This is a genomic window from Paenibacillus sp. SAFN-054 (assembly GCF_051966755.1).
Lineage (GTDB): Bacteria > Bacillota > Bacilli > Paenibacillales > Paenibacillaceae > Paenibacillus_AQ.
In genome coordinates this window covers 906,951-929,268 of record NZ_JBQCKS010000001.1, presented here as the reverse complement: position 1 = coordinate 929,268, position 22,318 = coordinate 906,951, and the positions used below count along the sequence as shown (strand labels likewise).

Sequence of the window (22,318 nt, the reverse complement as noted above, 5' to 3'; positions counted from 1 at the left end):
TCTTTTATAATCGCAATATCATCATAAATGAACCTGAGGAGTTGGTAAAGAGCATGAACCGTAAATTGAGATGGGGCGTTCTCGGCTGCGCCAGTATCGCCAAGAGATCCGTCATTCCCGGAGTCCAGCTGTCCGAATGGAATGAGGTTGTGGCGATCGCGAGCAGGGATTGGGATAAAGCAAAACAAACAGCTGATGAACTGAATATCGAAAACGCTTATGGAAGTTATGAGGCACTGCTTGCAGATCCGTCGATCGATGTGGTCTATATCCCGCTTCCGAATCATCTTCACAAGGAATGGACGATTCGTGCGGCCGAGGCCGGCAAGCATATCCTCTGCGAAAAGCCGCTTGCGCTCACGGCTGAAGAAGCGGAAGAAATGGCCGCAGCCGCAAAGCATGCCGGGGTATATCTGCTGGAAGCTTTCATGTACCGATATCATCCGCGGTACGACGCGATCAAGGACTTGATCGATTCGGGCGCCATCGGCGAGATTCGAGGCATTCGCAGCGCCTTTACCTTCAACAGCTCCGGCAGCACGGGCAATGTGCGTTTTCGTAAGGATTGGGGCGGCGGCTCTCTCTATGACGTGGGCTGTTATCCGATCAATGCGGCAAGACTGCTTCTAGGCCGGGAACCCCAAGCGGTGACGGTCAATGCGTTCTTCTCTCCGGAGCATGGTGATGTCGACATGATGGCTTCGGGTTTGGTAGAGTTTGGGGACGTATCCCTCTCGTTTGACTGCGGCATGTGGGCTGCTTCCCGCAATCCGCTGGAAGTACTCGGCACGGAGGGTATCATTGAGGTTCCATCCGCCTTCGTCACGCCATCGCCCGGCAGCGGCAATTTCTATATCACCACGAATGGCGAACGTAAAGAAATTCATGCGCGGGATGTAAACGCATACACCGAACAAGCGGATCAACTCGCTCAGGCCATCCGCGGCGAGGCTCCTCTTCGATTCTCTCCCGAGGATGCCATACGGAATATGAAAGTCCTTGATGCTTGTCTGTTATCCGCCCGGGAACATGCACGGGTGAACCTTTAATTACATTCCGTCAGGAGGATAGATTTATGGAGTATATAACGGTTCCGGGGCTCACGAAGCCTGTGTCCAGATTAATGAAGGGCTCTGACTATTTTTACCATGATTCTTATGATAAAGCTGCCGCCAACTTGGATGCCTTTATGGCTATAGGCGGCAATTCCATCGACTCGGCGCATATTTACTGCGGAGGCCAGAGCGAGGAAGTGATCGGCCGCTATATGAAGGAAAGAAACAACCGGGATCAGCTCGTCATCCTGACCAAAGGCGCGCATCATGACCAGAATGGCCCCCGGGTAAGTGAGCGGCACATCCGTGAAGACCTCATGCAAAGCCTGGAAAGGCTGCAGACGGATTTCATCGATCTCTACGCTCTGCACCGCGATGATCCGAACGTGCCAGCCGGTGAAGTCATCGAAGCGCTGAACGAATATGTGAAGTCAGGGACGGTCGGAGCGATCGGTGTTTCCAATTGGACTTGGCAGCGGATTCAGGAAGCGAATGCCTATGCCGCCTCTCATGGCTTGACCGGATTCGCGTTCAGCAGCCCGAACCTCAGCCTTGCCAAACCGAACGAACCTTTCTGGGCTGGCTGCGTAACCGCGGATGCGGAAACCTGCGACTGGCATGAGCAGGAACAATTCCCCTTGTTCTCTTGGTCCTCGCAAGCCAGAGGATTCTTTACGGGCAGGTTCACTCCTGAAGTCCGTGACAACGCTGATCTGATGAGAGTCTTCTATAATGACGATAACTGGGAAAGACTGAACCGGGCCAAACAACTGGCTGCAGCCAAAGGCGCAACAGCCATCCAAATTGCCTTGGCCTATGTTCTGAATCAACCGTTTCCAACGTGCGCACTCATCGGAGCTCAATCCGCCGAAGAGCTTCGCTCCTGCGACGAAGGCTCGTTGATCAAGCTGACGAAGCACGAAATGGAATGGCTCGACCTGACGGCTGACGTGTTATGAGGCCGGATCGTTCAGATATGCATTTCAGTTTATAACCCAAAGAAACATAAACGGCATTCGAGCCGTTTATGTTTCTTTGGGTTGGTTCTGCACTATACCTCAATGATAATCGGAAGGATCATCGGTCTTCTCTTGGTTTGCCTGTACACGAATTGCCCGACGTGATCCTTAAGCGTCTGCTTGATCAGGCTCCATTGAGTCGTCTCGGCTTCGGTCAAGTCGTTCATCGTCTTGGTAATGATATCGAGGATTTCAGTCATCAGCTCATCGGAATTCTTGACGAACACAAAGCCTCTGGAGATGACTTCTGGGGATGCGACCATGTGCCTCTCCGTCTTGCTGAGCGTCGTTACGATTATGAGCATTCCGTCTGAAGACAGCTGTCTGCGATCCCGCAGGACGATATTGCCCACATCCCCAATCATCAGACCGTCGACCAGACTATTTCCTGATGGCACTTTCGGGCCGAGGGAAGCTCTGCCCTCTTCGATTCGGATCGTATCGCCATTCTGAATGATAAACACATTTTCCGGGCGCACCCCCACCGATTCCGCAAGCTGGCGATGCTGATACAGCATGCGAAACTCTCCGTGAACGGGGATCAGGAATTCCGGCTTCATAAGCGTCAGCATCAGCTTCAACTCCTCCTGACTCCCGTGCCCGGACACATGCATACCCGTGGCAGCTCCTGTACCGTAGATTACCCGAGCCCCAAGCACATACAAATTATCGATGACCTGCGCTAAATTGCGTTCATTACCGGGGATCGCGCCTGCGGCGATAATGACCGTATCCCCGGGCAGAATTTCAATGTGGGGGTGCTTGGAGTTCGCCAAGCGCGAAAGTGCAGCCATCGGTTCACCTTGGCTACCAGTACATAGTACGGCGATTTTCTCAGCTGGAAACCGCTCCGTATCATCCGGAGCAAGCAAGAGATCATCCGGAAAATTCAAATAACCGAGCTCCTTGGCCATCGTCACGACATTGACCATGCTTCGGCCGAGCAGGACCAGCTTGCGTCCCGTCGCCATGGCCGCATCGATGATCTGCTGGACACGATTCACATTGGAGGCGAACGTCGATATGAATACCTGCTGCCTGGCACCGGCAAAGGCGTCAAAAATATGCTCCCCCACGACTCGCTCCGACGGTGTGAAGCCTGGTCTTTCCGCATTGGTGCTCTCTGATATAAGCACCTTGACCCCCTGCATTCCGATCTCTGCCATGCGGTGCAAGTCCGGGAAGGGTCCTTTGACCGGTGACATATCGAATTTAAAATCCCCCGTATGAACCACACTGCCTTCCGGCGTTTGAAAACAAATGCCCAGGCAATCGGGAATGCTGTGGATGGTCGTGAAGAAGGAAGCCTCGATCACGCCGGCCGATATTCTGGAATCCGCATCAATCAAATGAAGCTTCGCATCCCGAAGCAGTCCGTGCTCCTTCAGCTTCAGCTTGATCAATCCGATGGTAAGCTTTGATCCGTACACCGGAACGTTCAGCTGCTTAAGGAAATATGGGATGCCTCCTATATGGTCCTCATGTCCGTGCGTCACGATAAGCCCTCTGACTTTATCCTTGTTTTCGAGCAAATAGGCAATATCGGGAACGATCAAATCAATGCCCGGCAAGCTTTCATCCGGAAATTTGGAACCGCAGTCGATGACGACGATATCATCGGCGTATTGTATGAAATACATGTTCTTACCAATTTCATTCACGCCGCCCAATGCCCCGACAAGCAAATTTTGTTCAATGGGATTCAATCTTATGTACCTCCTTTGCTCAGGTGGAAAGACATTCCTTGGCATTTAGTATTGATTATCCCGAAAAAGTTATTCATGTTTCGGGCTTCCGTGAAGGCAGCTTCTTAACATATTGATCCGACAGTTTCATCCACTGCAGTATATAGTCGTATTCGAATTTATACTTGCGGATATCCTCCACGCGCTGCAGCGTGCGGATAGATGTGGCCATGCCATCCGCAAAACCTTTTACACCCGGAACAAAAAGCACTTCGTCGTTGACAAAGGTGCCCGGCTGCGAGTAGTAGCGTATTCCAATGATGTTATGCTCAATGTTGAGAAGATCATGTCCGAACATGGTGCTTTCCGCCTGATTTCGAATACCCATAATATTCATGATCGTTGGCATCAGGTCGACCTGTCCTCCGGTCCGGTCCATGATTCTGCCTTCATGCTGATGCGGAAGATGGATCATCAAAGGTACATTGAACGTGCTGATCTGTGGATCATAGGGTACATTCAAAATCCGGCTGATCTCTTCCGGCTGATGATATTTTCGATGGAGACCAAAGTGATCACCATATACGACGAATACGCTGCGATCCCACAAGCCGGATGTTTTGAGACTGCTGATCAAGGTTCCGAGCGCGTAATCCGCATAATGAACAGAGGACAAATAATGGCCAAGCCTTCGGTCACGGAGCGACGAAGGAAGCTTGAGCGTGCGGCTGTGTTCCGGAATGGTGAAGGGCGAATGACTGGATACGGTCACAAACTGGCTGTAAAAGAGCTCTCCGCTCTCATCCATCGCCTTCATTTTGTTCATCCCAACCCGAAACAGCTCCTCATCCGATGCGCCGAAGCGGCTGAACGTTTCGTTGCGATAGTAGGGACGATCGTAATACTTTTGAAAGCCCAGAGCCGGATACATTTCATCGCGATTCCAATAACTGACGTCATTCACATGAAAGGTACGGGTCTTGTAGCCTTCCTGCTGCATCCGCATGGCTAAACTTGCGACCATCCGGCTGCTGAATGTGGTGGACATGGGCTTCGAACCAACCGGATATATGGAAGTATTGACTAGGAATTCGGCGTCTGACGTATTTCCGATGCCGATCTGCTGGAATATTCGCGGAAAATATAAACTCTCTTTCGATAATTGATTCATGACCGGTGTGACCGGTTGTCCTTGAAGTGAAGCGTTGATCAGGAAATTCTGAAATGATTCCAGCTGAACGACGATCAGATGAGAACCTTTCCCTTTGCCGAAATAAGCTCTTTGTTTCAAAGGCTTTTCATGAAATGGAAATACGTTGTCCAGTTCGTTTCTTGCCCGGATCATGTCCCTAGTTTCCATTGCACTGCTCACCTTCATGGGCTTTGAAGCTTTATTTGTCGTTTCATGATGACGGCTGTCGAGGTGTACCATGAGTACGATGATGCAGATCATGATTGCAATAAGGAGGAATCCGATTGCAAATGGGTGGGATTTGATGTTGTTCATGGCATCTTAGTCCGCTCCTCTGTACAAAAGTTTCGCCTGTTATGCTGTCCTCGAAACCGGGTTACCATCCGGCCCGGAATGCTGTCAGTGAAATCGTCCGGAGGGAATATGCGATTTTTCCGCACATAAAAAGCGGGATACACAAGGGCGTGTATCCCGCTAAGTTGCTATAGTTTTGCTGTGGAAGGGGTGATGATCTGTCCAACGCGCTTCAAAATGTCGTCCATGGAGGCCGGATCATGCACATCGTATTCATCGATATTCAACCGTAGTACCGGACATGCATTGAACTCGTTAATCCATGCGGAATACCGTTCATGCATATGCTCCCAGTAGGACACGTCTGTCTGGATCTCCATCTCCCGGCCCCTGATCTGAATCCGGTTCAGAATGGAAGGCAGACTGCCTTCGATGTAGATCAGGACATCCGGATGCGGAAAATAAGGCGTCATGACCATCGCCTCAAACAGACTCGTATACGTCTCGAAGTCGGTTTTGGACATCGTGCCTTGGTCCGCATGCATTTTCGCGAATATTCCCGTATCCTCATAGATCGAACGATCCTGTACAAAGCCCCCGCCGAGTTCGAATATTTTCTTCTGCTCTTTGAAACGCTCGGCCAGGAAATAGATTTGCAGATGAAAGCTCCAGCGTTCAAAGTCATGGTAGAATTTCTCGAGATACGGGTTATGATCCACCTGCTCCAAAGAAGTTTTAAAACCGAGTTGCTGCGCCAAAGCGGCGGTTAGCGTGGATTTGCCCACTCCGACGGTACCTGCCACGGTAATGACAGCCTCATCCGGAATATGATATTGATTCATTCCATAAGCTCCTTTATTCGAGAGGAAATCTCTTCATAATGTTCTCTGTTCTCGACAAAATCGACCGCATTGCCATCGATCCTCACAATCCGAGTCTCCGGTTCGCGTGCTTCAAGGGAAGACATCGCATCTTCATAGTCATCTATCAGCTGCTGCAGGTAGCCCGGATCCATCCCTTCTTCAAAAGAACGGCCCCGCTTGGCGATTCTTTTGAGTAAAGTATCGAGGTCTGCCTGAATATATAGAATAATGTTCGGCTTGGGCAGGTCATCGGTCAGGACATGATAGATTTGGCGATATTTGTCCCGCTCCGTTCCTTTAAGCGTGCGTTCGCTGAAAATCAAATTTTTATAAATATGGTAATCCGAGATGACCGGCTTCCCTTTCTCCGTATACTCGCTTACCGTTTCTTTAAGCTGCTTGTAACGATTGCAGAGAAAAAACATCTCAAGCTGAAAGCTCCAATCATCCATGTTATGATAAAACTTATCGATAAATGGATTCTCTTCCACGATCTCTTTCACGATCGGAAGCTCCAGTTCCTCCGCAAGCATCGAAGACAGCGTTGTTTTGCCGGCTCCGATCGGACCTTCCACGGCAATGAATGGCGCATGTTTCATTGATGCTGATTTCCTCCCCGGTTGCGCATAATGCTTTATGAAAAAAAGACTCACTTATTGTATCACCTGGATCGATTTTGTCATAGTCACTTTTATCGTTGAGATTTCGTAAACAAAATAGGCTTTAACATGACCAAGACAAAAAGGAACCTGTTTCACAGAAACAGATTCCAGCATACCGTTTTAGATCACGCACTTTCCGCGTGCGAAGGGTTCGTACACTTCTCCTGATGCCGTATTGAATTCTGTCGAATGACCGCTGTACACGAGTCTGCACGGATGGCCCAGAAGCGACAGGATACGGCAGCCTGTCAGTTCTCCATCCTTCCATTCCAGATCCACCTCAAAACCTCCGCGTGCTCTCAGACCCTTCACCCGTCCGTTTCTCCACGCTGACGGAAGCGCAGGCAGCAGCTCCAGAACGCCGGTATGGCTTTGCAGCAGCATTTCGGCGATCCCTGCCGTCCCCCCGAAATTTCCGTCGATTTGAAATGGCGGGTGGTTGTCGAACAGATTGGGAAGCGTTGAATGCTTCAGTAAGCTTTCAAGATTGCTATGTGCCTCCTCTGCATTTTTTAACCGGCTCCAGAAGTTGATGATCCACGCCCGGCTCCAGCCTGTATGCCCACCGCCATGTGAGAGACGGTATTCAAGCGTCTTTTGTGCGGCAGCCATGTAGTCCGGTGCCGACATTTGCGTATACTGCGATCCGGGATACAGTCCGTATAAATGGGAGATGTGGCGATGTCCGGGCTCCACCTCTTCGACTTCATCACACCACTCTAGCAGCCTTCCATCGATTCCAATGCCTGGAAGTGCCAACTTCTTCAGCACGCCGGAGACATCCTTAGCAAAGTCTTCGTCGATTTGCAGAACGGATGCGGCTTCTATGACATGGTTAAACACCTCATGGATAATTTGCTGATCCATCGCAGGTGCCATGCACAGTCCGATTTGTGCCCCTTCAGGCGTGTAGTACATGTTCTCCGGCGAAGACGAAGGCCCTGAAACCCACTGTCCGGTCGCAGGATGCCGGGTCAACCAATCCAGGAAAAATAAAGCAGCCTCTTTCATGATCGGATAAGCACGATCAGTCAGAAAAGCGGTATCACCGGTGAAACGGTAATATTCCATAAAATCGCGGACGCACCAGCCTGCTCCCATCGGCCACATGCCATAGCTGATTCTCCCCAGCGGAGCTGTAAACAACCATGCATCTGTCGTATAGTGCGCGACAAAACCGCGGCAGCCATACACTTCGTCGGCCGTCTTTCTTCCCGGTTCCACCAGTCCCTCCAAAAGATCGAAATAAGGAAGATGGCATTCAGCCAAATTGCTCACCTGCGCAGGCCAATAGTTCATTTGGAGATTAATGTTCAGGTGATAGTCGCTGTCCCAAGGAGCCTCCATAAGAGGATTCCATATCCCTTGCAAATTGGCTGGCATACAACCGGCACGGCTGGAGGAAATCAGCAAATACCTTCCGTATTGAAAATATAGGGCAGCCAGCCCCGCATCTTTTCGCCCTTCTTGAAATGCGGACAGCCTTTGGTCCGTCGGTAACGATTCTTGAACGCCCGGCTCCTCGTCATTTGCTCCAAGTTCCAGCTCAACCCGGCGGAACAAACGCTGATGTTCAGCCACGTGATCCGCTTTGCATGATTCATATGGCTTGGCCATCGCAGCGAGGAGGTCTTGTTTGCATAATTTCGTCAAGTCATGCTTCAGCGGCTCCATGGGGTTCTTGAAATGATAATCCGTACGGATAGCAAGATACAGTGTAAGTGAATCGGCTCCCGTTGCTTCCAGCGTATTCCCGACTTGCTTCAAGACTCCTCCCTCTGCAACTGCTTTGAGCATCCCCACAAATTTGACCCCCAGATGCTCCGATCCATGCGCAGCCTGACCCTCAAGGAGCAGAGTTTCGTTATCGATAACGGAAGTAACGGCATCTGTATCACGCGTCAGCCGGATGACGGCACGGATTGGATTGCCTGCTTCGGCGCTCCAGCGAATAACCAAGACATCATCGACCGCACTGGCAAAGATTTCGCGTGTATGGCGAATGCCCAGCTCACGGTAGGTTACCGAAGTGATAGCCGTATCCAGATCCAACTCACGCCGATACTCTGTCGGTTTTCCGGCGCCTTCAGGCGAAGTCAAGGATTGCAGCCACAGATCGCCGAATGGTTGATAGCTTCGCGGTCCCGTATGAGGAGAAAGCACCTTGTTCTGAATCAGATGCTCGGCTTCCTCGTGCTTACCCTCGAATAACATCGTCCTTGCTTGTCTGATCGCTTCCTTCGCACCAGGCATGTGATCCGGTAAAGGGGGGCCCGCCCAAATGGACTCCTCATTCATCTGAATTCTATCCTCCGGCCAATTCCCGAAGACCATACCGCCCAGCCTTCCGTTTCCAACAGGAAGAGCGCGGTTCCACGAGGTGGATTCCGTAACTTCGCTTTCCAACGCAGCCGGCTTGTCATACCATAGCTTTAAGTGCTCCGACAATATATTTACACCTTCTTCTCCGATTGATATATTGCTTTACGTTAAACCTTGGTATAGCTTTCGCTACAGCTGTGCTGTTTCCTTCGTGATTGAAGGGGCAAGATCATAAATCTTTCATAATCACTCTGTATGCACAAAAAAACTCCGTCCCGTAGGACGGAGTTCATCCGAATCCACCTCTGCTTGCTGCAGCACCCCTCTTTAGCTGCTATCCCCGTTCCTTTTCATAAATACGCCTTTCTTGTATACCGATTTAATGCTAAAGTTCGCACCCAGTTTCTTGTTGGTCCGGTAAATGAGCGAGTTAACTTCATCAATACCGACTAGCTCGGCATCTTCCAAGCAGCGCTCCGGCCATACCTGCTGCATGATCTCTTCTTTGGTCACAAAATGGTCCAGGCGGCTGTGAAGCAGCTTGAACAGCTGATATTCCTTTTTAGACAAGGTCAGCTGGTCCGTCCCGACTTGAATGCTCTGCAGATCGTCATTCAACCGTACCTCGCGGTCAAGAAGATCCGCAATGCGGTATTCCCGGGTGTCTTCCATGTCATTGCCGATTTCCAGCGCAAGTCCCACGAGGCCATTCACGAGCGTCAGGCTGTCCTTCGCAGTCAGCAGCGTGCGTTGATGCGGAATCAGTCGCTTCCCATTGATCTCGGTGCCATTTTTGCTTCCCAAATCCTCGACATAGACAACTTGACCGATACGATACAGGCGGCAATGCTGTTTGGAAACGAGCTGGTTATAGAGGGACAGAGCAGCCGGATCCATGCCTGTATGCCTGCCAACGGTGATGCTTTTCCCCTGCTCAAGATATTGAAATGAACCATGACCCTTTTGGCCGGCAGTATCTACCACAATCTTCATGATATCCGGCATGACGAATCTCTCACTTTCCTTAAGAACATGTATAGAATCTGATGCCCATCGTTCAAAAATGATAAAATCATCAGATTTGTTCCATTGTTTGCTGTATTGGTAAATTTTATAGTTACATAGGGCACTACCCGAACTATCCATTTATATTAACAGTTTGTGAATTATTTTTCAAAAGTGAGGTTAATCGCAATGAATCGAAAACAAATCGTCATGTACGGTTTGCTCTCCTTTCTGGCTGCATCGGTTTTGGCTTTATACGTTTACTTTTTCGGTCAGTTAGAGGAACAAACCCCGAATGATACGGTACAATCCTACATACTCAGTTTGCAGACGCAGAATTTCGAAGAGCTATATGATCTGATGACCCCGGAATCGCTGGATCAGTCGGGACTTACGCGCGAGCAGTTCGTTAAGAAATACCAATCCATCTTCGGTGATATGGGGGTGACAGCCATTGAAGTCACCGCAGGGACGCCGATTAAGGGATATGAAACTTCGGACTATACGATGGATTACTCGGCCAGAATCCGCACCTTTATCGGCGAAATTCAGGAGAAGTACAAACTTAGGCTTACCAAGGTTAAGAATGACAAGGGACATACATGGAAAATTGAGTGGCAGCCGTCCCTCATTCTCCCGGATATGGAGCATGAAGATAAGGTAAGCCGTGTTTCAGAGAACAGCCCTGAACAGTCAGCAAGCTGTTCCGGGGTTTATCCCGTTACGAAAGCGAGCGCTGAGGCAGCCCCCTAGGTCGTGAATAAGCTGCGTCTCTTCTTCGAAAAATAGGGGGACGAGCGTTAAACATGCGTTCATTTTATATATTGTTTGCACTATTATGCCAAAAAGCCAACTTTCCCGTCGATTTTCTGGTATAATCAACTCGATTTTGTAAGTTACATAATTTTTTGCAGGAAAAGAGGAATCGAACGTGTCCAACATGATCAAAACGTTAACTATTGCCGGCAGTGACTCCAGCGGAGGCGCGGGCATTCAAGCCGATCTCAAAACATTTGAGGAATACGGCACTTACGGATTCAGCGCTTTAACAACGATCGTAACGATGGATCCGGACAACGGGTGGCACCATAACGTTTATCCCGTTAATGCAGCTTTGGTTGCGGAGCAGCTCAAAACAATTTTTGCGGGTGGACCCGTGAACGCAATGAAAACGGGTATGCTCGGAAGTGTCGACATCGTCCGTGTCGCCGAACAAGCGATCAAGAACAATCATCAATCCAATGTCGTCATTGATCCGGTCATGGTCTGCAAAGGCGAGGACGAAGTCCTTAATCCGGAAAGCGCCGATGCCATCCGTGATCTGTTGCTTCCCCTGGCTACGGTCGTGACACCTAACCTGTTTGAAGCTGGCGTGCTTTCGGGACTTGGCAAGCTCTCTTCGATTGATGAAATGAAGGAAGCTGCCCGCAAAATCCATGCTCTCGGAGCTAAGAACGTTGTCGTCAAAGGCGGCAAAGCGCTTGATGGCGCGAAAGCCATTGATGTTTACTTCGATGGTACAGACTTCACCGTTCTGGAATCGGACAAGATCGAGCCGGCGTATAACCATGGCGCAGGCTGTACTTTTGCGGCTGCCATTACCGGCGGCTTGGCCAACGGATTGAGCGTGAAAGAAGCGGTATCCAAAGCGAAAGACTTCGTATCGGCAGCCATCCGCAGCGGCTATCAGTTCAACGAATATGTCGGTCCCGTCTTCCATGGCGGCTACCGCTTGAACCGATAAAACCGCTTAATTTCCGTGGGACACAAGACAAAGCCTCCTTCACCTTGAAGGAGGCTTTGTTATTTGGAACGATGCTTTCGGATAATGCAGCGTATAAGCGAAGGCATTAAAATTCAGCTGTTCGGTTCACGGGTAGTGAACGTCGATATTGTTCAGATAAGAAAGCAAGATATTTTTTGAGTCCTTTCCAGCAGAACCAGGCAATTCCTCCGATGATTGCTGCAACGACAATGGCAAAAACCATGCTGTAGTTAGCAGGAACCTCCATCCCCGGCCATAACGACATATCGATCCAGGAAGCCCCGAACGTACGGAGAATGCCTGCAAGAAGGATGAGAATGGTACAAAATCCGAATCCGTAAGCAACCGTTGCCAGCACTGGAATCACCATGATGCTGAGCAGGCCGGTGCTGCAGTAAAATCCGATCATTCTCAGGATGCCCTTGAACGATTTGGTCTGAACGACTCCGCCCATATGCTCGCTTCGGTATGCCTTGGCCAATTTCCGCGGATCTCCGAGGCGAGACAAAATAACGGCTTCGGGCTGTCCATTCGCAATCCCTTCGGCAATGTGGCTTTCGATCTCCATTACCGCATCCAGCCTTTCTGTGTCCGGAAGCTTCTCCAAGTGACGATTCAATTTCTCTAGGTACGACCTTCCAAGTGTACTCATCATGGAATCTCTCCTCCATATCTTTGTATATATCCGACAGCCGTGCTGATCTTATTCCATTCAACCGACATGAGCCCCATCAAGTCCCTTCCAGATGCCGTCAAGCTATAATACTTCCGCGGGGGCCCCGATTCGGATTCCTTCCAGAACGATTCGATGTACTGATCCTTAAGAAGCCTCCGCAGCAGCGGATACAGCGTTCCTTCCGTAACGGCTAACGGTTCCCATTGGTCAAGGAGCGTCACCAGTTCATAACCATACCTGGGCTCTTTGCCGATGAGCTGCAGGATGCAATATTCCAAGATGCCTCGCCTAGCCTGAGAAGTCCATTCTGACATTTCCATATCGCAGTCCGCTCCTTTCGGTATTATAATATCACCTAGTACTGTGCTTTGCAAGGTACTTGGTGATAATCATTTTCCTCCTTGTGAGTATACAGAAAAAAGCCCGGCTGCTGGCTGCAGTCCGGGACTTCAATCCAAATCTATTATGTTTATTTCCACCATTCGTCGAAAGGCGTTACCGGCAATTCGCGCTTGTGCTGCGAGTTCTTATAGCGGCGTTCGATCTTCTCCTGCTCATCCGCAACGACCCGGTTTCCTACCAGATATTCATCGATGACGTTGTATTTCATGCCAAGCTCCGTTTCGTCGGCCTGCTGCGGTTTGTTATCCAGCAGATCCGCCGTAGGTGTTTTTAAATACAGCTGCTCTTTGGCATTCAGTTCTTTCAGCAGCTCTCGCCCCTGGCCTTTGGTCAGTCCCGTAAGGGGGATAATATCCGCGCCGCCGTCACCGAATTTAGTGAAGAAGCCTGTAATTGCTTCGGCTGCATGGTCGGTTCCGATGACGAGGCACTGTCTTTCTCCCGCAATGGCATACTGGGCAATCATCCGCATTCTCGCTTTGACATTGCCCTTGTGATAATCGGGCAGCGGACTGCCAGTCGTTTCCGTATAAGTGTCGGCGAATGCATTAACCGAGTTCTCGATATTAAAATCAAGAGATTGGTCCGGTCTGATAAACGTCAACGCCTCCTGGGCATCGTCTTCGTCTCTTTGAACGCCGAACGGTAGACGGACAGCGTAGAATGTAGCCTCATATCCCTCCGCACGAAGCTCCTCGACTGCCAGCTGCGCAAGTCGTCCGGCAAGCGTGGAATCCTGGCCGCCGCTGATGCCAAGCACAAACCCTTTGGCGCCGGCCTTTCTGCAATAAGCTTTGAGGAAGTCAATACGGCTCCGGATTTCCTCTTTGGCGTTAATCACCGGTTTAACATGCAGTTCCTTGATGGTTTGCTCTTGTGTGCTCATTACTTTTCTCTCCCTTTCTATGTGTATAATCGACGGGCTTTAATGTAGTCGTAGCAGGCGTCCGGAACCAAATACCGCGGCTCTCCGCCCTTATTGAACTCATCCCGGATATAGCTGGAGCTAATCTCCATTGCCAGCCCTTTATCGATGAGGTGAAACGTATTGCCATCATCGGCGTTCCGGAGGATCGGCGATTTGCTGATGGCCGACAGCATGTTAATGCCGTCTCTCGCCATGACGATAAACCGGTTTTCCTGGATTAATTCCTCGGATTTCTTCCACTTACCTTCGCCGATATCCAGCAGCAAATCCGCTCCCATAATGAAATACACCTCATCATCAGGATATCGTTCCTTGAAATGCTTCAGCGTCAGGTACGTCGCGATCTCCCATACGGCCTGCTTCATTTCATAATCATCCGCAACGAATTTGTCATTGCCTTGTATCGCCAGCTCAATCATTCTCCATCGATCTTCGTCGCTGATATGCAGCGTTTTGTCAGTCCTTTTGCTGGAGCAGGGAAGGAATATGACGTGATCGAGCCTGCAGCGGTGTGCTACCGTGCTAGCCGTCCAGAGATGTACATTCGTGATGGGATCAAAGGATGAACCGTATATTCCTATTTTAGCCATATGGACCTCCTTATGCTTTCACTTTCGCTGCTTTACTTTTTGCTGCACTTCGCCGATCAGCTTCATCTTGTTGTCCCAGCAGTTCTGACTCAGGTTCACAGGGTATTCAGCCGGATTCAAGAGTCGCTTGTACTCATCCCACAAAACGTCCATATTCCCCTTCACAAAGGATCGGATTTCTTCCAGCTGCGGCATGGAATAGACCAGTTTCCCTTGTTCGAATATGGGTTGGTGAAGCTCCCTCGCTTCAAAATCGGTTACGAACTTGGCAATATAGGTGTGGACCGGATGGAACATTTTGAGACATGTCTCCTTCTGAGGTTCCTCGTCCTCCAGCGCAATATAATCCCCTTCCGATTTGCGGTTCGCTTTGTTGATGATGCGGAAGACTCTTTTCCGTCCCGGCGTCGTTATTTTTTCGGGATTGGAGCTGATCTTGATCGTATCTGCCATTTGGCCGTCTTCGGTTTCAATGGAAATCAGCTTATACACGGCTCCTAATGCAGGTTGATCATAAGCGGTAATCAGCTTCGTGCCGATGCCCCACACATCGATTTTTGCTCCCTGGGCTTTCAGGTTGAGGATCGTTTGCTCATCAAGGTCATTCGAAGCATAGATTTTTGCCTGCGTGAAGCCTGCCTCATCGAGCATTTTGCGTGCTTCTTTAGATAAATAAGCCAGATCGCCGCTATCCAAACGAATTCCCTTAAAGTTTATCCGATCCCCGAACTCCTTCGCAACCTGGATCGCCGTCGGAACGCCCGACCGAAGGGTATCATACGTATCGACAAGAAACACGCAGTCCGCATGGCATTCGGCATATTTGCGAAAGGCAGTATAGTCGTCCCGGTAGGCTTGCACCAAAGCATGGGCATGGGTACCCGCCGTCGGAATGCCGAAGCGTTTGCCTGCACGCATATTCGAGGTTGCGTCAAAGCCTGCAAGATAAGCGGCCCGGGTGCCCCAAATGGCTGCGTCCAGCTCCTGTGCCCGGCGGGTGCCGAATTCCATGGTTGTTTCCTCTCCTACCACCTGCTTGATACGGCAGGCTTTGGTTGCGATCAGGGTCTGATAATTAACGATATTCAATATCGCAGTCTCAATGATTTGAGCTTCTGCCAGCGGCGCCTCGATCCGCATGATCGGTTCATTGGCAAAGACCAGCTCCCCTTCTCTCATCGAGCGGACCGACCCGCTGAAACGGAGCGAAGCCAGATATTCAAGGAAATCGTCCGGATAGCCTTCTTCTCTCAAATAAGCCAAATCGCTTTCCGTAAAACGAAAATCATGAAGATATCGGATGACGCGTTCTAGTCCCGCGAAAATGGCGTACCCGTTCTGGAACGGAATTTTCCGGAAATAAACCTCGAATACAGCCCTCCGCTGATGAATACCGTCTTTCCAATAGGCCTGCGCCATATTGATCTGATATTTGTCCGTATGAAGCGCGAGGCTGTCGTCTGCATAAGGACCCTCGGGCAGCAATGTTCGTTTAGTCATTTCGGTTCCCCTCCTTTTTACTCTACCACGGCACCAAGCGATCCTTTGAAGTGGCGAAGAGCCCATGCATGCCCCTCGGGATCGAAGCTCGCAACCGCATCACCGTGAATCACGATCTCAAATCCCTTGTTGTAGGCATCGACGGCCGTATGAAGAACGCATATATCCGTGCATACGCCGACCAGGTGCAGTTCCGTTATTCCTCGTGCTCGCAGCTGAAGCTCCAAATCCGTTCCCGCAAACGCACTGTATCTCGTTTTGTCCATCCAATAGACATGTTCCGAGTCTTTGTGTGCCTGGTACAAAGGCTCCAATGCTCCATAAAGCATGCGGCCCCGGGTTCCTGCAATATTATGCGGAGGAAACAGCTTCGTTTCGGGGTGAAGCGTGTCTCCGGCATAGTGCAGGTCGATTGCGAAGACGACAACATTCCCCTGCTCGATGAACTCCTTCGTGAGTTGGACGATTCGCTGCTCGATCGCCTGCCCTGGCGCTCCGCAAGTTAATGCCCCGTCCGCAGCTACAAAATCATTCGTATAATCGATGTTGATCAGCGCTTTTTTCTTGTCCGTGTTCATGTTCATGCTGAATTCCTCCTCGAATAAATAACATTTAACTGATTGTTAAATATACTGAGCAAAAAAATTTATTTCTTGTTGTAATAGATTGAGTTATTGACTTCCATGTCGATGAAACGATACAACTGCGTCGGTTTTTTGGAAGTTCGTGTCGTCTTTTTCCCCTCGGCTTCCTGGATGAAAGGCAATGACTTAATTTTTCTCGCGAATGCGGCATCCAAGGCAATGGCCGGATCCTTCGTCACCGTCATCAGCACGGCCTGGAGCTCGGAGTACGTAAATTCATCGGGCAAAAACTGCTTTGCAATCGTCGTTTCCAGCAGCTTCTGGCGGATCACTGCGATGGCATCCTGGATAATAATATGATGGTCAAAGGCAAGGTCCAGCTCCAGAACACGATCCACCGAAAAGAGTTCCACCTCGCTTGCATCATCGTTCGCCGCCCGGTTGGAAATATGATGTTCGGGGACGATAGCATAATGCGCATTGGAAATGATCCAGCCCCTTGGGTCCCGTCCCGGCGTATCATACACACCGAAATGCTCCAGATGAATTTGCTCGACGCCGGTCTCTTCCCGGAGCTCCCGCTGCGCCGACTCATATGCCGACTCCTGCGGATCCACGAATCCGCCCGGCAGCGCCCATTTGCCCGCCTCCATATTAGGCCGTCCTTCGCTGTCCACCAGACTGCGTTTGATCAGCATAATTTTAAGGTCCATTACGGGCGGCTTGAACGGCTCCTCTTTCTCGGAAAGAATCGTAAAAACCGCAATATCTGAGGTGTAGCCATCTGGCGTTCTGTACTTTTTCACATCATAGTGCTCAAGCGCTTGTTCATTGGACATATACCCACCTCGCTCATCCATGATTGATTCGTTTATCAATTAACATTTAACGTTTTGTTAATTGTATTATAGTTACATGATATGAAGCTGTCAACCTATTTGTTCCTTCATTGTTATTTTGCGCCGTAAAATAAAACAAATACCCCAAGCAGCAAGCTGCTTGGGGTATGGTGCATTGCGTTTCATTTTACTCTGCTGTGACTGTCTTTCCTTCATGTGCCCCAGGCGCTTTGGCTTCTCCTGCGTCCGAAGACTGGTTGGAAGAACGAAGCGGCAGCTCCTTCAGGAAGAATACGAGGAGCAGCGCTACGATCAGTACCATCGTTCCCGTAAAGAATACCGTTGAGAGCGTGCTGCCCAAAGCGTCGCGAATGCTGTCAATCATCTGAACGAAGAGCGCTTTGGCGTCGGCAGGAAGACTGGCTTCCGTCTTATCCACCAGCGGCTTATTCATCAGCGTTTGCGGATTGGCAAAGGACAGCATGTTTTGCGCCACCTGCGGGTCCACTTTGCTGAAATCCGGAGCGCTGGACGATTGCAGAGCTTCCTTCAGGTTCTTCGTCAGGCTGTTGGACATAACCGTACCCATGACCGCGATACCGATCGTACCGCCGAGGTTACGGAAAAGCTGCGTGGAGGCCGTTACTACGCCGAGTTCTTTGTGAGAAACCGCATTTTGAGTAGCCAGTGAGAAGACCGGCATCCCCAAACCGAGGCCAACACCGAACACGACCAGGCTGAGTATCGTTAATGCGATATTGTCCATGAAGATCATGATCGTCATCCCGATAATCATGATCGGCATACCGATCAGTGCAAATCGCTTGTACTTGCCTGTTTTGGCGATCAGTTGTCCCGTAATGGCACTTGTTACCACCATGCAAATCGACATCGGAAGCGTGACATAACCTGCATACGTCGGAGAAATGGCAAGCACGCCTTGCACGTAGAATGAAATATAAATCATGGCGCCCATCAAACCGAAGTTCATGATGAAGCCAATGATGTTGGAAATCGTGACCACACTGTTCTTGAACAGGTTTAAAGGCAGAATAGGCTCTTTAACGACTCTTTCAATAAGAATAAAGATGAATGCCGATACGATAGAGCCTCCGATCAGACTAAGAATCTGCCACGAACCCCAAGGATATTCCGTACCTGCCCACGAGAAAGCGAGCAGCAGGGGAACGATCGTTGTCGTGAGGAATAACGAACCCCAGTAGTCGATGCTCTGCCCCCGTTTGCGGTCCACTTTCGGGAACAGCGTCAAAATCATAATAAACGCTACGACGCCGAGCGGCAGGAAGATCCAGAACAACCAGTGCCAATCGATGTGATCGACGAGATAACCGCCGAGCGTCGGTCCGAGCACGCTGGAGAAGCCGAACACGGCCGTCATAAGTCCCATCCATTTGCCGCGTTCACGCGGCGGGAACAGGTCGCCAACCGCCGTAAAGGCCGTCGACTGGATAATGCCCGCTCCAATACCTTGAATACCGCGGTAAATGATGAATTGGTACACGTCGGTTGATGTTCCTGTGAGAAACGCTCCGACCATAAAGAATAATATACCGACAAGAATAAATGGCTTACGTCCAAACATATCTGACAGCTTGCCGACGAGAATCGTCGCAATGGTAGAAGTCAGCAAATAAATATTGATGGTCCATGTATAATAATCCATCCCATCAAGGATCGCGATAATCCGCGGCATTGCCGTACTGGTTATCGTCTGGTTGATTGCGGCAAAAAACATCGCAGCCATGATCGCGATCATGATCGTTATTTTCCGCTTAAGCGTTAAATGCTCCATGCTTCCTGTGTCACCTCTGTTAGTTAGTATGATCTATTTCCAAAAGCATTGAAGAGAAGATCCTTCTCAGATGCTGTATATCTTCCTCCGAGAGCATGCCGAAAAACTTTTGGATGAACTCCTTCTGGTCTTCGACAATTTTCTCAAGCATGGCGTTGCCTTTTTCCGTGATCGTGGTATACACCACTCTTCTGTCGCTCTCTGCCCGCTCCCGCTGCACATATCCGTTTGCTATCAATTTATCCGTCAAGCTCGTAATAGCCGGTGAGGTTAAAGCGAGCAGTTCCGCCAGCTCCGACACCTTCAGTGAACCGCGATGCTTCAGTGTGAACATAACCTGAAACTGCGGGAAGGTTAGGTTATACTCCTTTGCGCTGATTTTGTTCCATTCATGGGACAAGTTTTTTAATAAGGAACGAAACATTGCTGTCACTTCAAACAGCATTTCGCTTTTGGCCAAGCTGAAAACCTCCTTAACATCATCAATGCCTACAATGAACCAAAGCGATGGAAACATACTTTAGCACATCATTATTTAAGTTTCTTTTATGTAGTCTTACTAATTAATAACCAGTTAACTATTTAGTAAGTTAAACATTAAAGACTTAAGCTATATTAAGGCCAAGAAAATGAATAGTCAAGCGATTTTTAAAAATGTGCTTGCTCCCATTTAACAAGATGTAGGATGAGCACTTAGCGCTGTTTTAATCGTTGCTCTGTGACATTGACCCTTTGAACTTGTGTAAAAGAATCCGTAACCATCCCACGAAGTAAAAATAAAAGCGGCAGCAGGAGCCACAATAAAGCCCCCATACTGCCGCTTTTTTCATGCTTTGAGTTCCTTCCGGTCATATGTTGTCCCGCGCCAGGTCATGCCCCCGCGCCGACTTGCTCTGATTGCTCCCCGCAGACCCCCGATAATCAGCAGGAGGCCGACAATCGGATGAGCAATGCCATACCAGAAACCGCTTCCCGAGTGCCTCGAATATACCGCGTAAAGCCAGAATACGGACAAGAGGCTGAATGCGCATAACCCTTTTGCCGACAAAGGTCCGATAAATAAACCCACCCAGGGGTAAATCATTGTCAGAAGACAAGAAATGGTCGTAAGGATGGCATTTGAATACCTAAAAACCGACTTCTCCACGCTTCCGATTAGCTGTCCCAAATTCTCATACCAGTTCCATACCGCAACCATCCGCGTTCCATATATCGCATCCTGACGGAATCCGTCCTGCTTAACCTTTTTACCCAGTGCAGCATCGTCTGTCGTAATGTAGGCGAACTCGGAATGAGTACCGATTCGCTCATACACGTCTTTTCGGATGAGATTAAATGCGCCTACCCCGAGGGACTGCTGCGCTTTGGGATCCTTGATTTTCCACAGTTGGCCGAATGAAGAAGCGCTCATGAATATGAAGGCAGCGTACCATTTGGCGAACAGATTCGGACCTTTAAAATCAGGAATCATTGTCAGATGATCCAGTTGATGTTCTTCCGTATATGTTATCGCCTTGGCGAGGCACTGCGGATCGAATAATATATCAGCGTCGGTAAACAGCAGCCACTCCCCCTTGGCCTGTTTGGTCCCCTGCAGAAGCGCATGGCTCTTCCCCATCCAGCGTTCAGGCAGTTCGTTGATATTAATCCCAGCAATATTCGGATAAGAAGCTGCCAGTTTGGCAATGATCGTTCCGGTGTCATCTTCGGACCTGTCATTTACCACGATGATTTCTAGCTTCGGATACGTTTGTTTGACGAGAGACAGTACGCATCGCTCAAGCGCCTTTTGCTCATTCCTGGCTGCTATGATGACGGATATGAGCGGCTGCTCGCCCCCATCCTTTTCCTTTGTTTGATGCAGTGCTCCGATTCCCTTTGCTTTTACCGTAAATATAACGGCGATCGTCCCCCACATCAGAACATTCAATCCTCCCATAATCCAATAGACCCAATTCAAGTGATTCACCACTTTCGAACAAATTGAACGATCGTTCTAATATAGACATATAAAAAATTCGCAACAACTCCCCGGTTACGCCACAATATAGAACGATCGTACTATTTTGTATTTTAACGATATTGTTTATATTTGGCAACGGCATTTAATTCCCGGGAGTTTAGCTTTTAAAGATATAAAGGAAAAGAAATTGTTGCTGCCACTTACCAATCAGGTTAAAATTTGATACGAAATAGCCATTTATTAGTTGAATATCACTTACTCTTATGCATTGCTCAAAGGAGAATTATCACGATTATGTCCATGGATCCTCACGTTTCAAACCATATAAACCGCGATCATCTGAAGGCAGATTGCTCGAATTGCTTCGGGCTCTGCTGCGTTGCCCTTCCGTTTGCTGCATCTTCAGACTTTGCTTTTGACAAAAATGCCGGCACCCCCTGCCGCAATCTCCAGTCCGACTTCCGCTGCGGCGTCCACGATAGCCTTCGGAACCGCGGCATGCGCGGATGTACCGTCTACGACTGCTTCGGGGCAGGCCAAAAAATATCGCAAGCGACCTACGCAGGCCGCGACTGGCGTCAGTCTCCCGAAATGGCTCATGAGATGTTCGAAGCTTTTCCCGTTATGTGGCAGCTTCATGAGCTTCTGTGGTACTTGAACGAGGCTATTACATTGGAAGCCGCAAAGCCGCTCTTCAAGGATTTGAGCCATGCCCTGCGAGCAACCGAGCAGCTCACGGATCTAGATCCCGGTTCGCTGCTGCAGCTTGATGTAGCGGCTCACCGTGCCGGGATTAACGAAATACTTCTGCGGACAAGCGAGCTTGTGCGAAACCAAGCCAAGCGCAGCAGCAAGGGCCCTGAGAAACGGCATCGAATCGCGAGCCGGGGTGCCGATCTGATCAGCGCCAAGCTGAACAATGCCGACCTAAGGTTCCATAGCCTGCGTGGCGCATACCTGATCGCTGCCGATCTGCGGGGGGCTGATATGAGATTTACGGATCTCATCGGTGCCGACTTCCGCGATGCTGACATCAGCGGAGCGGATCTTACAGGAAGCCTCTTCCTTACACAGGCCCAAGTGAATGCGGCAAAAGGAGATTACCATACCCGGATTCCTGCAGCTCTCGCAAGACCAGCTCACTGGAACTGTCATTAACGA

At 49.7% G+C, this 22,318-nt stretch carries 21 protein-coding genes; 5 read left to right on the top strand and 16 right to left on the bottom strand.

What is annotated here, in order from left to right:
• Positions 1-53 precede the first annotated feature (53 nt).
• Entirely contained in the window at positions 54-1,049 is a 996-nt protein-coding gene (locus ACTHPM_RS04420; protein ID WP_440393960.1) for a Gfo/Idh/MocA family protein, read from the top strand.
• 26 nt (positions 1,050-1,075) lie between these two features.
• Positions 1,076-2,014, top strand: a complete 939-nt coding sequence (locus ACTHPM_RS04415) for an aldo/keto reductase (protein ID WP_440393958.1) — start codon at positions 1,076-1,078, stop codon at positions 2,012-2,014.
• 92 nt (positions 2,015-2,106) lie between these two features.
• Here the strand turns inward: ACTHPM_RS04415 and ACTHPM_RS04410 are convergent, their stop codons facing one another.
• The 6 genes from ACTHPM_RS04410 to ACTHPM_RS04385 all read right to left on the bottom strand — a co-directional run bounded on the left by ACTHPM_RS04410 (position 2,107) and on the right by ACTHPM_RS04385 (position 10,085).
• Positions 2,107-3,780, bottom strand: a complete 1,674-nt coding sequence (locus tag ACTHPM_RS04410) for a ribonuclease J (protein WP_440393957.1) — start codon at positions 3,778-3,780, stop codon at positions 2,107-2,109.
• A 73-nt stretch (positions 3,781-3,853) separates the two neighbouring features.
• Positions 3,854-5,119, bottom strand: a complete 1,266-nt coding sequence (locus ACTHPM_RS04405; RefSeq protein WP_440393956.1) for an LTA synthase family protein — start codon at positions 5,117-5,119, stop codon at positions 3,854-3,856.
• Positions 5,120-5,433: 314 nt separating this feature from the next.
• On the bottom strand, positions 5,434-6,087 hold the full coding sequence (locus ACTHPM_RS04400) for a deoxynucleoside kinase (RefSeq protein WP_440393955.1): 654 nt from the start codon (positions 6,085-6,087) through the stop codon (positions 5,434-5,436).
• Positions 6,084-6,707, bottom strand: coding sequence for a deoxynucleoside kinase (locus ACTHPM_RS04395; RefSeq protein ID WP_440393954.1), 624 nt, complete (start codon positions 6,705-6,707; stop codon positions 6,084-6,086). Before ACTHPM_RS04395 ends, ACTHPM_RS04400 begins: the two co-directional genes overlap by 4 nt.
• 183 nt (positions 6,708-6,890) lie before the next feature.
• Complete coding sequence (locus ACTHPM_RS04390) at positions 6,891-9,218, bottom strand: glycoside hydrolase family 95 protein (protein WP_440393953.1); 2,328 nt, start codon at positions 9,216-9,218, stop codon at positions 6,891-6,893.
• A gap of 201 nt (positions 9,219-9,419) precedes the next feature.
• Positions 9,420-10,085 carry an FHA domain-containing protein gene (locus tag ACTHPM_RS04385; protein WP_440393952.1) on the bottom strand — a complete coding sequence of 222 codons (666 nt, stop codon included), beginning with the start codon at positions 10,083-10,085 and terminating at the stop codon, positions 9,420-9,422.
• Between the two features lie 201 nt (positions 10,086-10,286).
• Here ACTHPM_RS04385 and ACTHPM_RS04380 point away from each other — a divergent pair, with 201 nt between their 5' ends.
• On the top strand, positions 10,287-10,850 hold the full coding sequence (locus tag ACTHPM_RS04380) for an NTF2-like N-terminal transpeptidase domain-containing protein (protein WP_440393951.1): 564 nt from the start codon (positions 10,287-10,289) through the stop codon (positions 10,848-10,850).
• A gap of 187 nt (positions 10,851-11,037) precedes the next feature.
• Positions 11,038-11,841, top strand: coding sequence for a pyridoxine/pyridoxal/pyridoxamine kinase (gene pdxK, locus ACTHPM_RS04375; RefSeq protein WP_440395350.1), 804 nt, complete (start codon positions 11,038-11,040; stop codon positions 11,839-11,841).
• A gap of 106 nt (positions 11,842-11,947) precedes the next feature.
• On the opposite strand, the gene ACTHPM_RS04370 is transcribed toward pdxK, so the two are convergent.
• The 10 genes from ACTHPM_RS04370 to ACTHPM_RS04325 all read right to left on the bottom strand — a co-directional run bounded on the left by ACTHPM_RS04370 (position 11,948) and on the right by ACTHPM_RS04325 (position 21,154).
• Positions 11,948-12,514: a DUF1700 domain-containing protein gene (locus tag ACTHPM_RS04370; RefSeq protein ID WP_440393950.1), complete on the bottom strand. Its 567-nt coding sequence runs from the start codon at positions 12,512-12,514 to the stop codon at positions 11,948-11,950.
• Positions 12,514-12,858 carry a PadR family transcriptional regulator gene (locus tag ACTHPM_RS04365; RefSeq protein ID WP_440421441.1) on the bottom strand — a complete coding sequence of 115 codons (345 nt, stop codon included), beginning with the start codon at positions 12,856-12,858 and terminating at the stop codon, positions 12,514-12,516. The genes ACTHPM_RS04370 and ACTHPM_RS04365 overlap by 1 nt, the downstream gene beginning before the upstream one ends.
• 149 nt (positions 12,859-13,007) lie before the next feature.
• Positions 13,008-13,826, bottom strand: coding sequence for an ammonia-dependent NAD(+) synthetase (gene nadE, locus ACTHPM_RS04360; protein ID WP_440393948.1), 819 nt, complete (start codon positions 13,824-13,826; stop codon positions 13,008-13,010).
• 17 nt (positions 13,827-13,843) lie between these two features.
• Positions 13,844-14,458, bottom strand: a complete 615-nt coding sequence (gene nadD, locus ACTHPM_RS04355; RefSeq protein WP_440393947.1) for a nicotinate (nicotinamide) nucleotide adenylyltransferase — start codon at positions 14,456-14,458, stop codon at positions 13,844-13,846.
• An 18-nt stretch (positions 14,459-14,476) separates the two neighbouring features.
• Entirely contained in the window at positions 14,477-15,958 is a 1,482-nt protein-coding gene (locus ACTHPM_RS04350) for a nicotinate phosphoribosyltransferase (RefSeq protein ID WP_440393946.1), read from the bottom strand.
• Between the two features lie 17 nt (positions 15,959-15,975).
• Positions 15,976-16,542, bottom strand: a complete 567-nt coding sequence (locus ACTHPM_RS04345; RefSeq protein WP_440393945.1) for a cysteine hydrolase family protein — start codon at positions 16,540-16,542, stop codon at positions 15,976-15,978.
• Positions 16,543-16,604: 62 nt separating this feature from the next.
• Positions 16,605-17,381 (bottom strand): NUDIX hydrolase, encoded by a 777-nt coding sequence (locus tag ACTHPM_RS04340; protein ID WP_440393944.1) that lies wholly within the window; start codon positions 17,379-17,381, stop codon positions 16,605-16,607.
• A gap of 187 nt (positions 17,382-17,568) precedes the next feature.
• The gene (locus ACTHPM_RS04335) at positions 17,569-19,194 is read right to left on the bottom strand and encodes an MFS transporter (RefSeq protein WP_440393943.1); all 1,626 of its coding nucleotides are present in this window, start codon (positions 19,192-19,194) and stop codon (positions 17,569-17,571) included.
• Positions 19,195-19,213: 19 nt separating this feature from the next.
• A complete protein-coding gene (locus ACTHPM_RS04330; RefSeq protein WP_440393942.1) occupies positions 19,214-19,654 on the bottom strand; it encodes a MarR family winged helix-turn-helix transcriptional regulator in 441 nt (146 codons plus the stop codon).
• Between the two features lie 366 nt (positions 19,655-20,020).
• Complete coding sequence (locus ACTHPM_RS04325; RefSeq protein WP_440421439.1) at positions 20,021-21,154, bottom strand: glycosyltransferase; 1,134 nt, start codon at positions 21,152-21,154, stop codon at positions 20,021-20,023.
• A 297-nt stretch (positions 21,155-21,451) separates the two neighbouring features.
• Between ACTHPM_RS04325 and ACTHPM_RS04320 the strand changes: the two genes are divergently transcribed.
• Positions 21,452-22,315: a pentapeptide repeat-containing protein gene (locus tag ACTHPM_RS04320; RefSeq protein ID WP_440393939.1), complete on the top strand. Its 864-nt coding sequence runs from the start codon at positions 21,452-21,454 to the stop codon at positions 22,313-22,315.
• Positions 22,316-22,318 lie beyond the last annotated feature (3 nt).

What these genes read in the sequence shown, in the direction of transcription:
- ACTHPM_RS04320 (WP_440393939.1), top strand. Translation starts at nt 21,452, where the DNA reads ATGTCCATGGATCCTCACGTTTCAAACCATATAAACCGCGATCATCTG.
- ACTHPM_RS04395 (WP_440393954.1), bottom strand. Translation starts at nt 6,707, where the DNA reads ATGAAACATGCGCCATTCATTGCCGTGGAAGGTCCGATCGGAGCCGGC.
- ACTHPM_RS04350 (WP_440393946.1), bottom strand. Translation starts at nt 15,958, where the DNA reads ATGACTAAACGAACATTGCTGCCCGAGGGTCCTTATGCAGACGACAGC.
- ACTHPM_RS04385 (WP_440393952.1), bottom strand. Translation starts at nt 10,085, where the DNA reads ATGAAGATTGTGGTAGATACTGCCGGCCAAAAGGGTCATGGTTCATTT.
- ACTHPM_RS04405 (WP_440393956.1), bottom strand. Translation starts at nt 5,119, where the DNA reads ATGGAAACTAGGGACATGATCCGGGCAAGAAACGAACTGGACAACGTA.
- ACTHPM_RS04370 (WP_440393950.1), bottom strand. Translation starts at nt 12,514, where the DNA reads ATGAGTACACTTGGAAGGTCGTACCTAGAGAAATTGAATCGTCACTTG.
- ACTHPM_RS04400 (WP_440393955.1), bottom strand. Translation starts at nt 6,087, where the DNA reads ATGAATCAATATCATATTCCGGATGAGGCTGTCATTACCGTGGCAGGT.
- ACTHPM_RS04365 (WP_440421441.1), bottom strand. Translation starts at nt 12,858, where the DNA reads ATGGAAATGTCAGAATGGACTTCTCAGGCTAGGCGAGGCATCTTGGAA.
- ACTHPM_RS04380 (WP_440393951.1), top strand. Translation starts at nt 10,287, where the DNA reads ATGAATCGAAAACAAATCGTCATGTACGGTTTGCTCTCCTTTCTGGCT.
- ACTHPM_RS04420 (WP_440393960.1), top strand. Translation starts at nt 54, where the DNA reads ATGAACCGTAAATTGAGATGGGGCGTTCTCGGCTGCGCCAGTATCGCC.
- pdxK (WP_440395350.1), top strand. Translation starts at nt 11,038, where the DNA reads ATGATCAAAACGTTAACTATTGCCGGCAGTGACTCCAGCGGAGGCGCG.
- ACTHPM_RS04340 (WP_440393944.1), bottom strand. Translation starts at nt 17,381, where the DNA reads ATGTCCAATGAACAAGCGCTTGAGCACTATGATGTGAAAAAGTACAGA.
- nadE (WP_440393948.1), bottom strand. Translation starts at nt 13,826, where the DNA reads ATGAGCACACAAGAGCAAACCATCAAGGAACTGCATGTTAAACCGGTG.
- ACTHPM_RS04345 (WP_440393945.1), bottom strand. Translation starts at nt 16,542, where the DNA reads ATGAACATGAACACGGACAAGAAAAAAGCGCTGATCAACATCGATTAT.
- ACTHPM_RS04415 (WP_440393958.1), top strand. Translation starts at nt 1,076, where the DNA reads ATGGAGTATATAACGGTTCCGGGGCTCACGAAGCCTGTGTCCAGATTA.
- nadD (WP_440393947.1), bottom strand. Translation starts at nt 14,458, where the DNA reads ATGGCTAAAATAGGAATATACGGTTCATCCTTTGATCCCATCACGAAT.
- ACTHPM_RS04335 (WP_440393943.1), bottom strand. Translation starts at nt 19,194, where the DNA reads ATGGAGCATTTAACGCTTAAGCGGAAAATAACGATCATGATCGCGATC.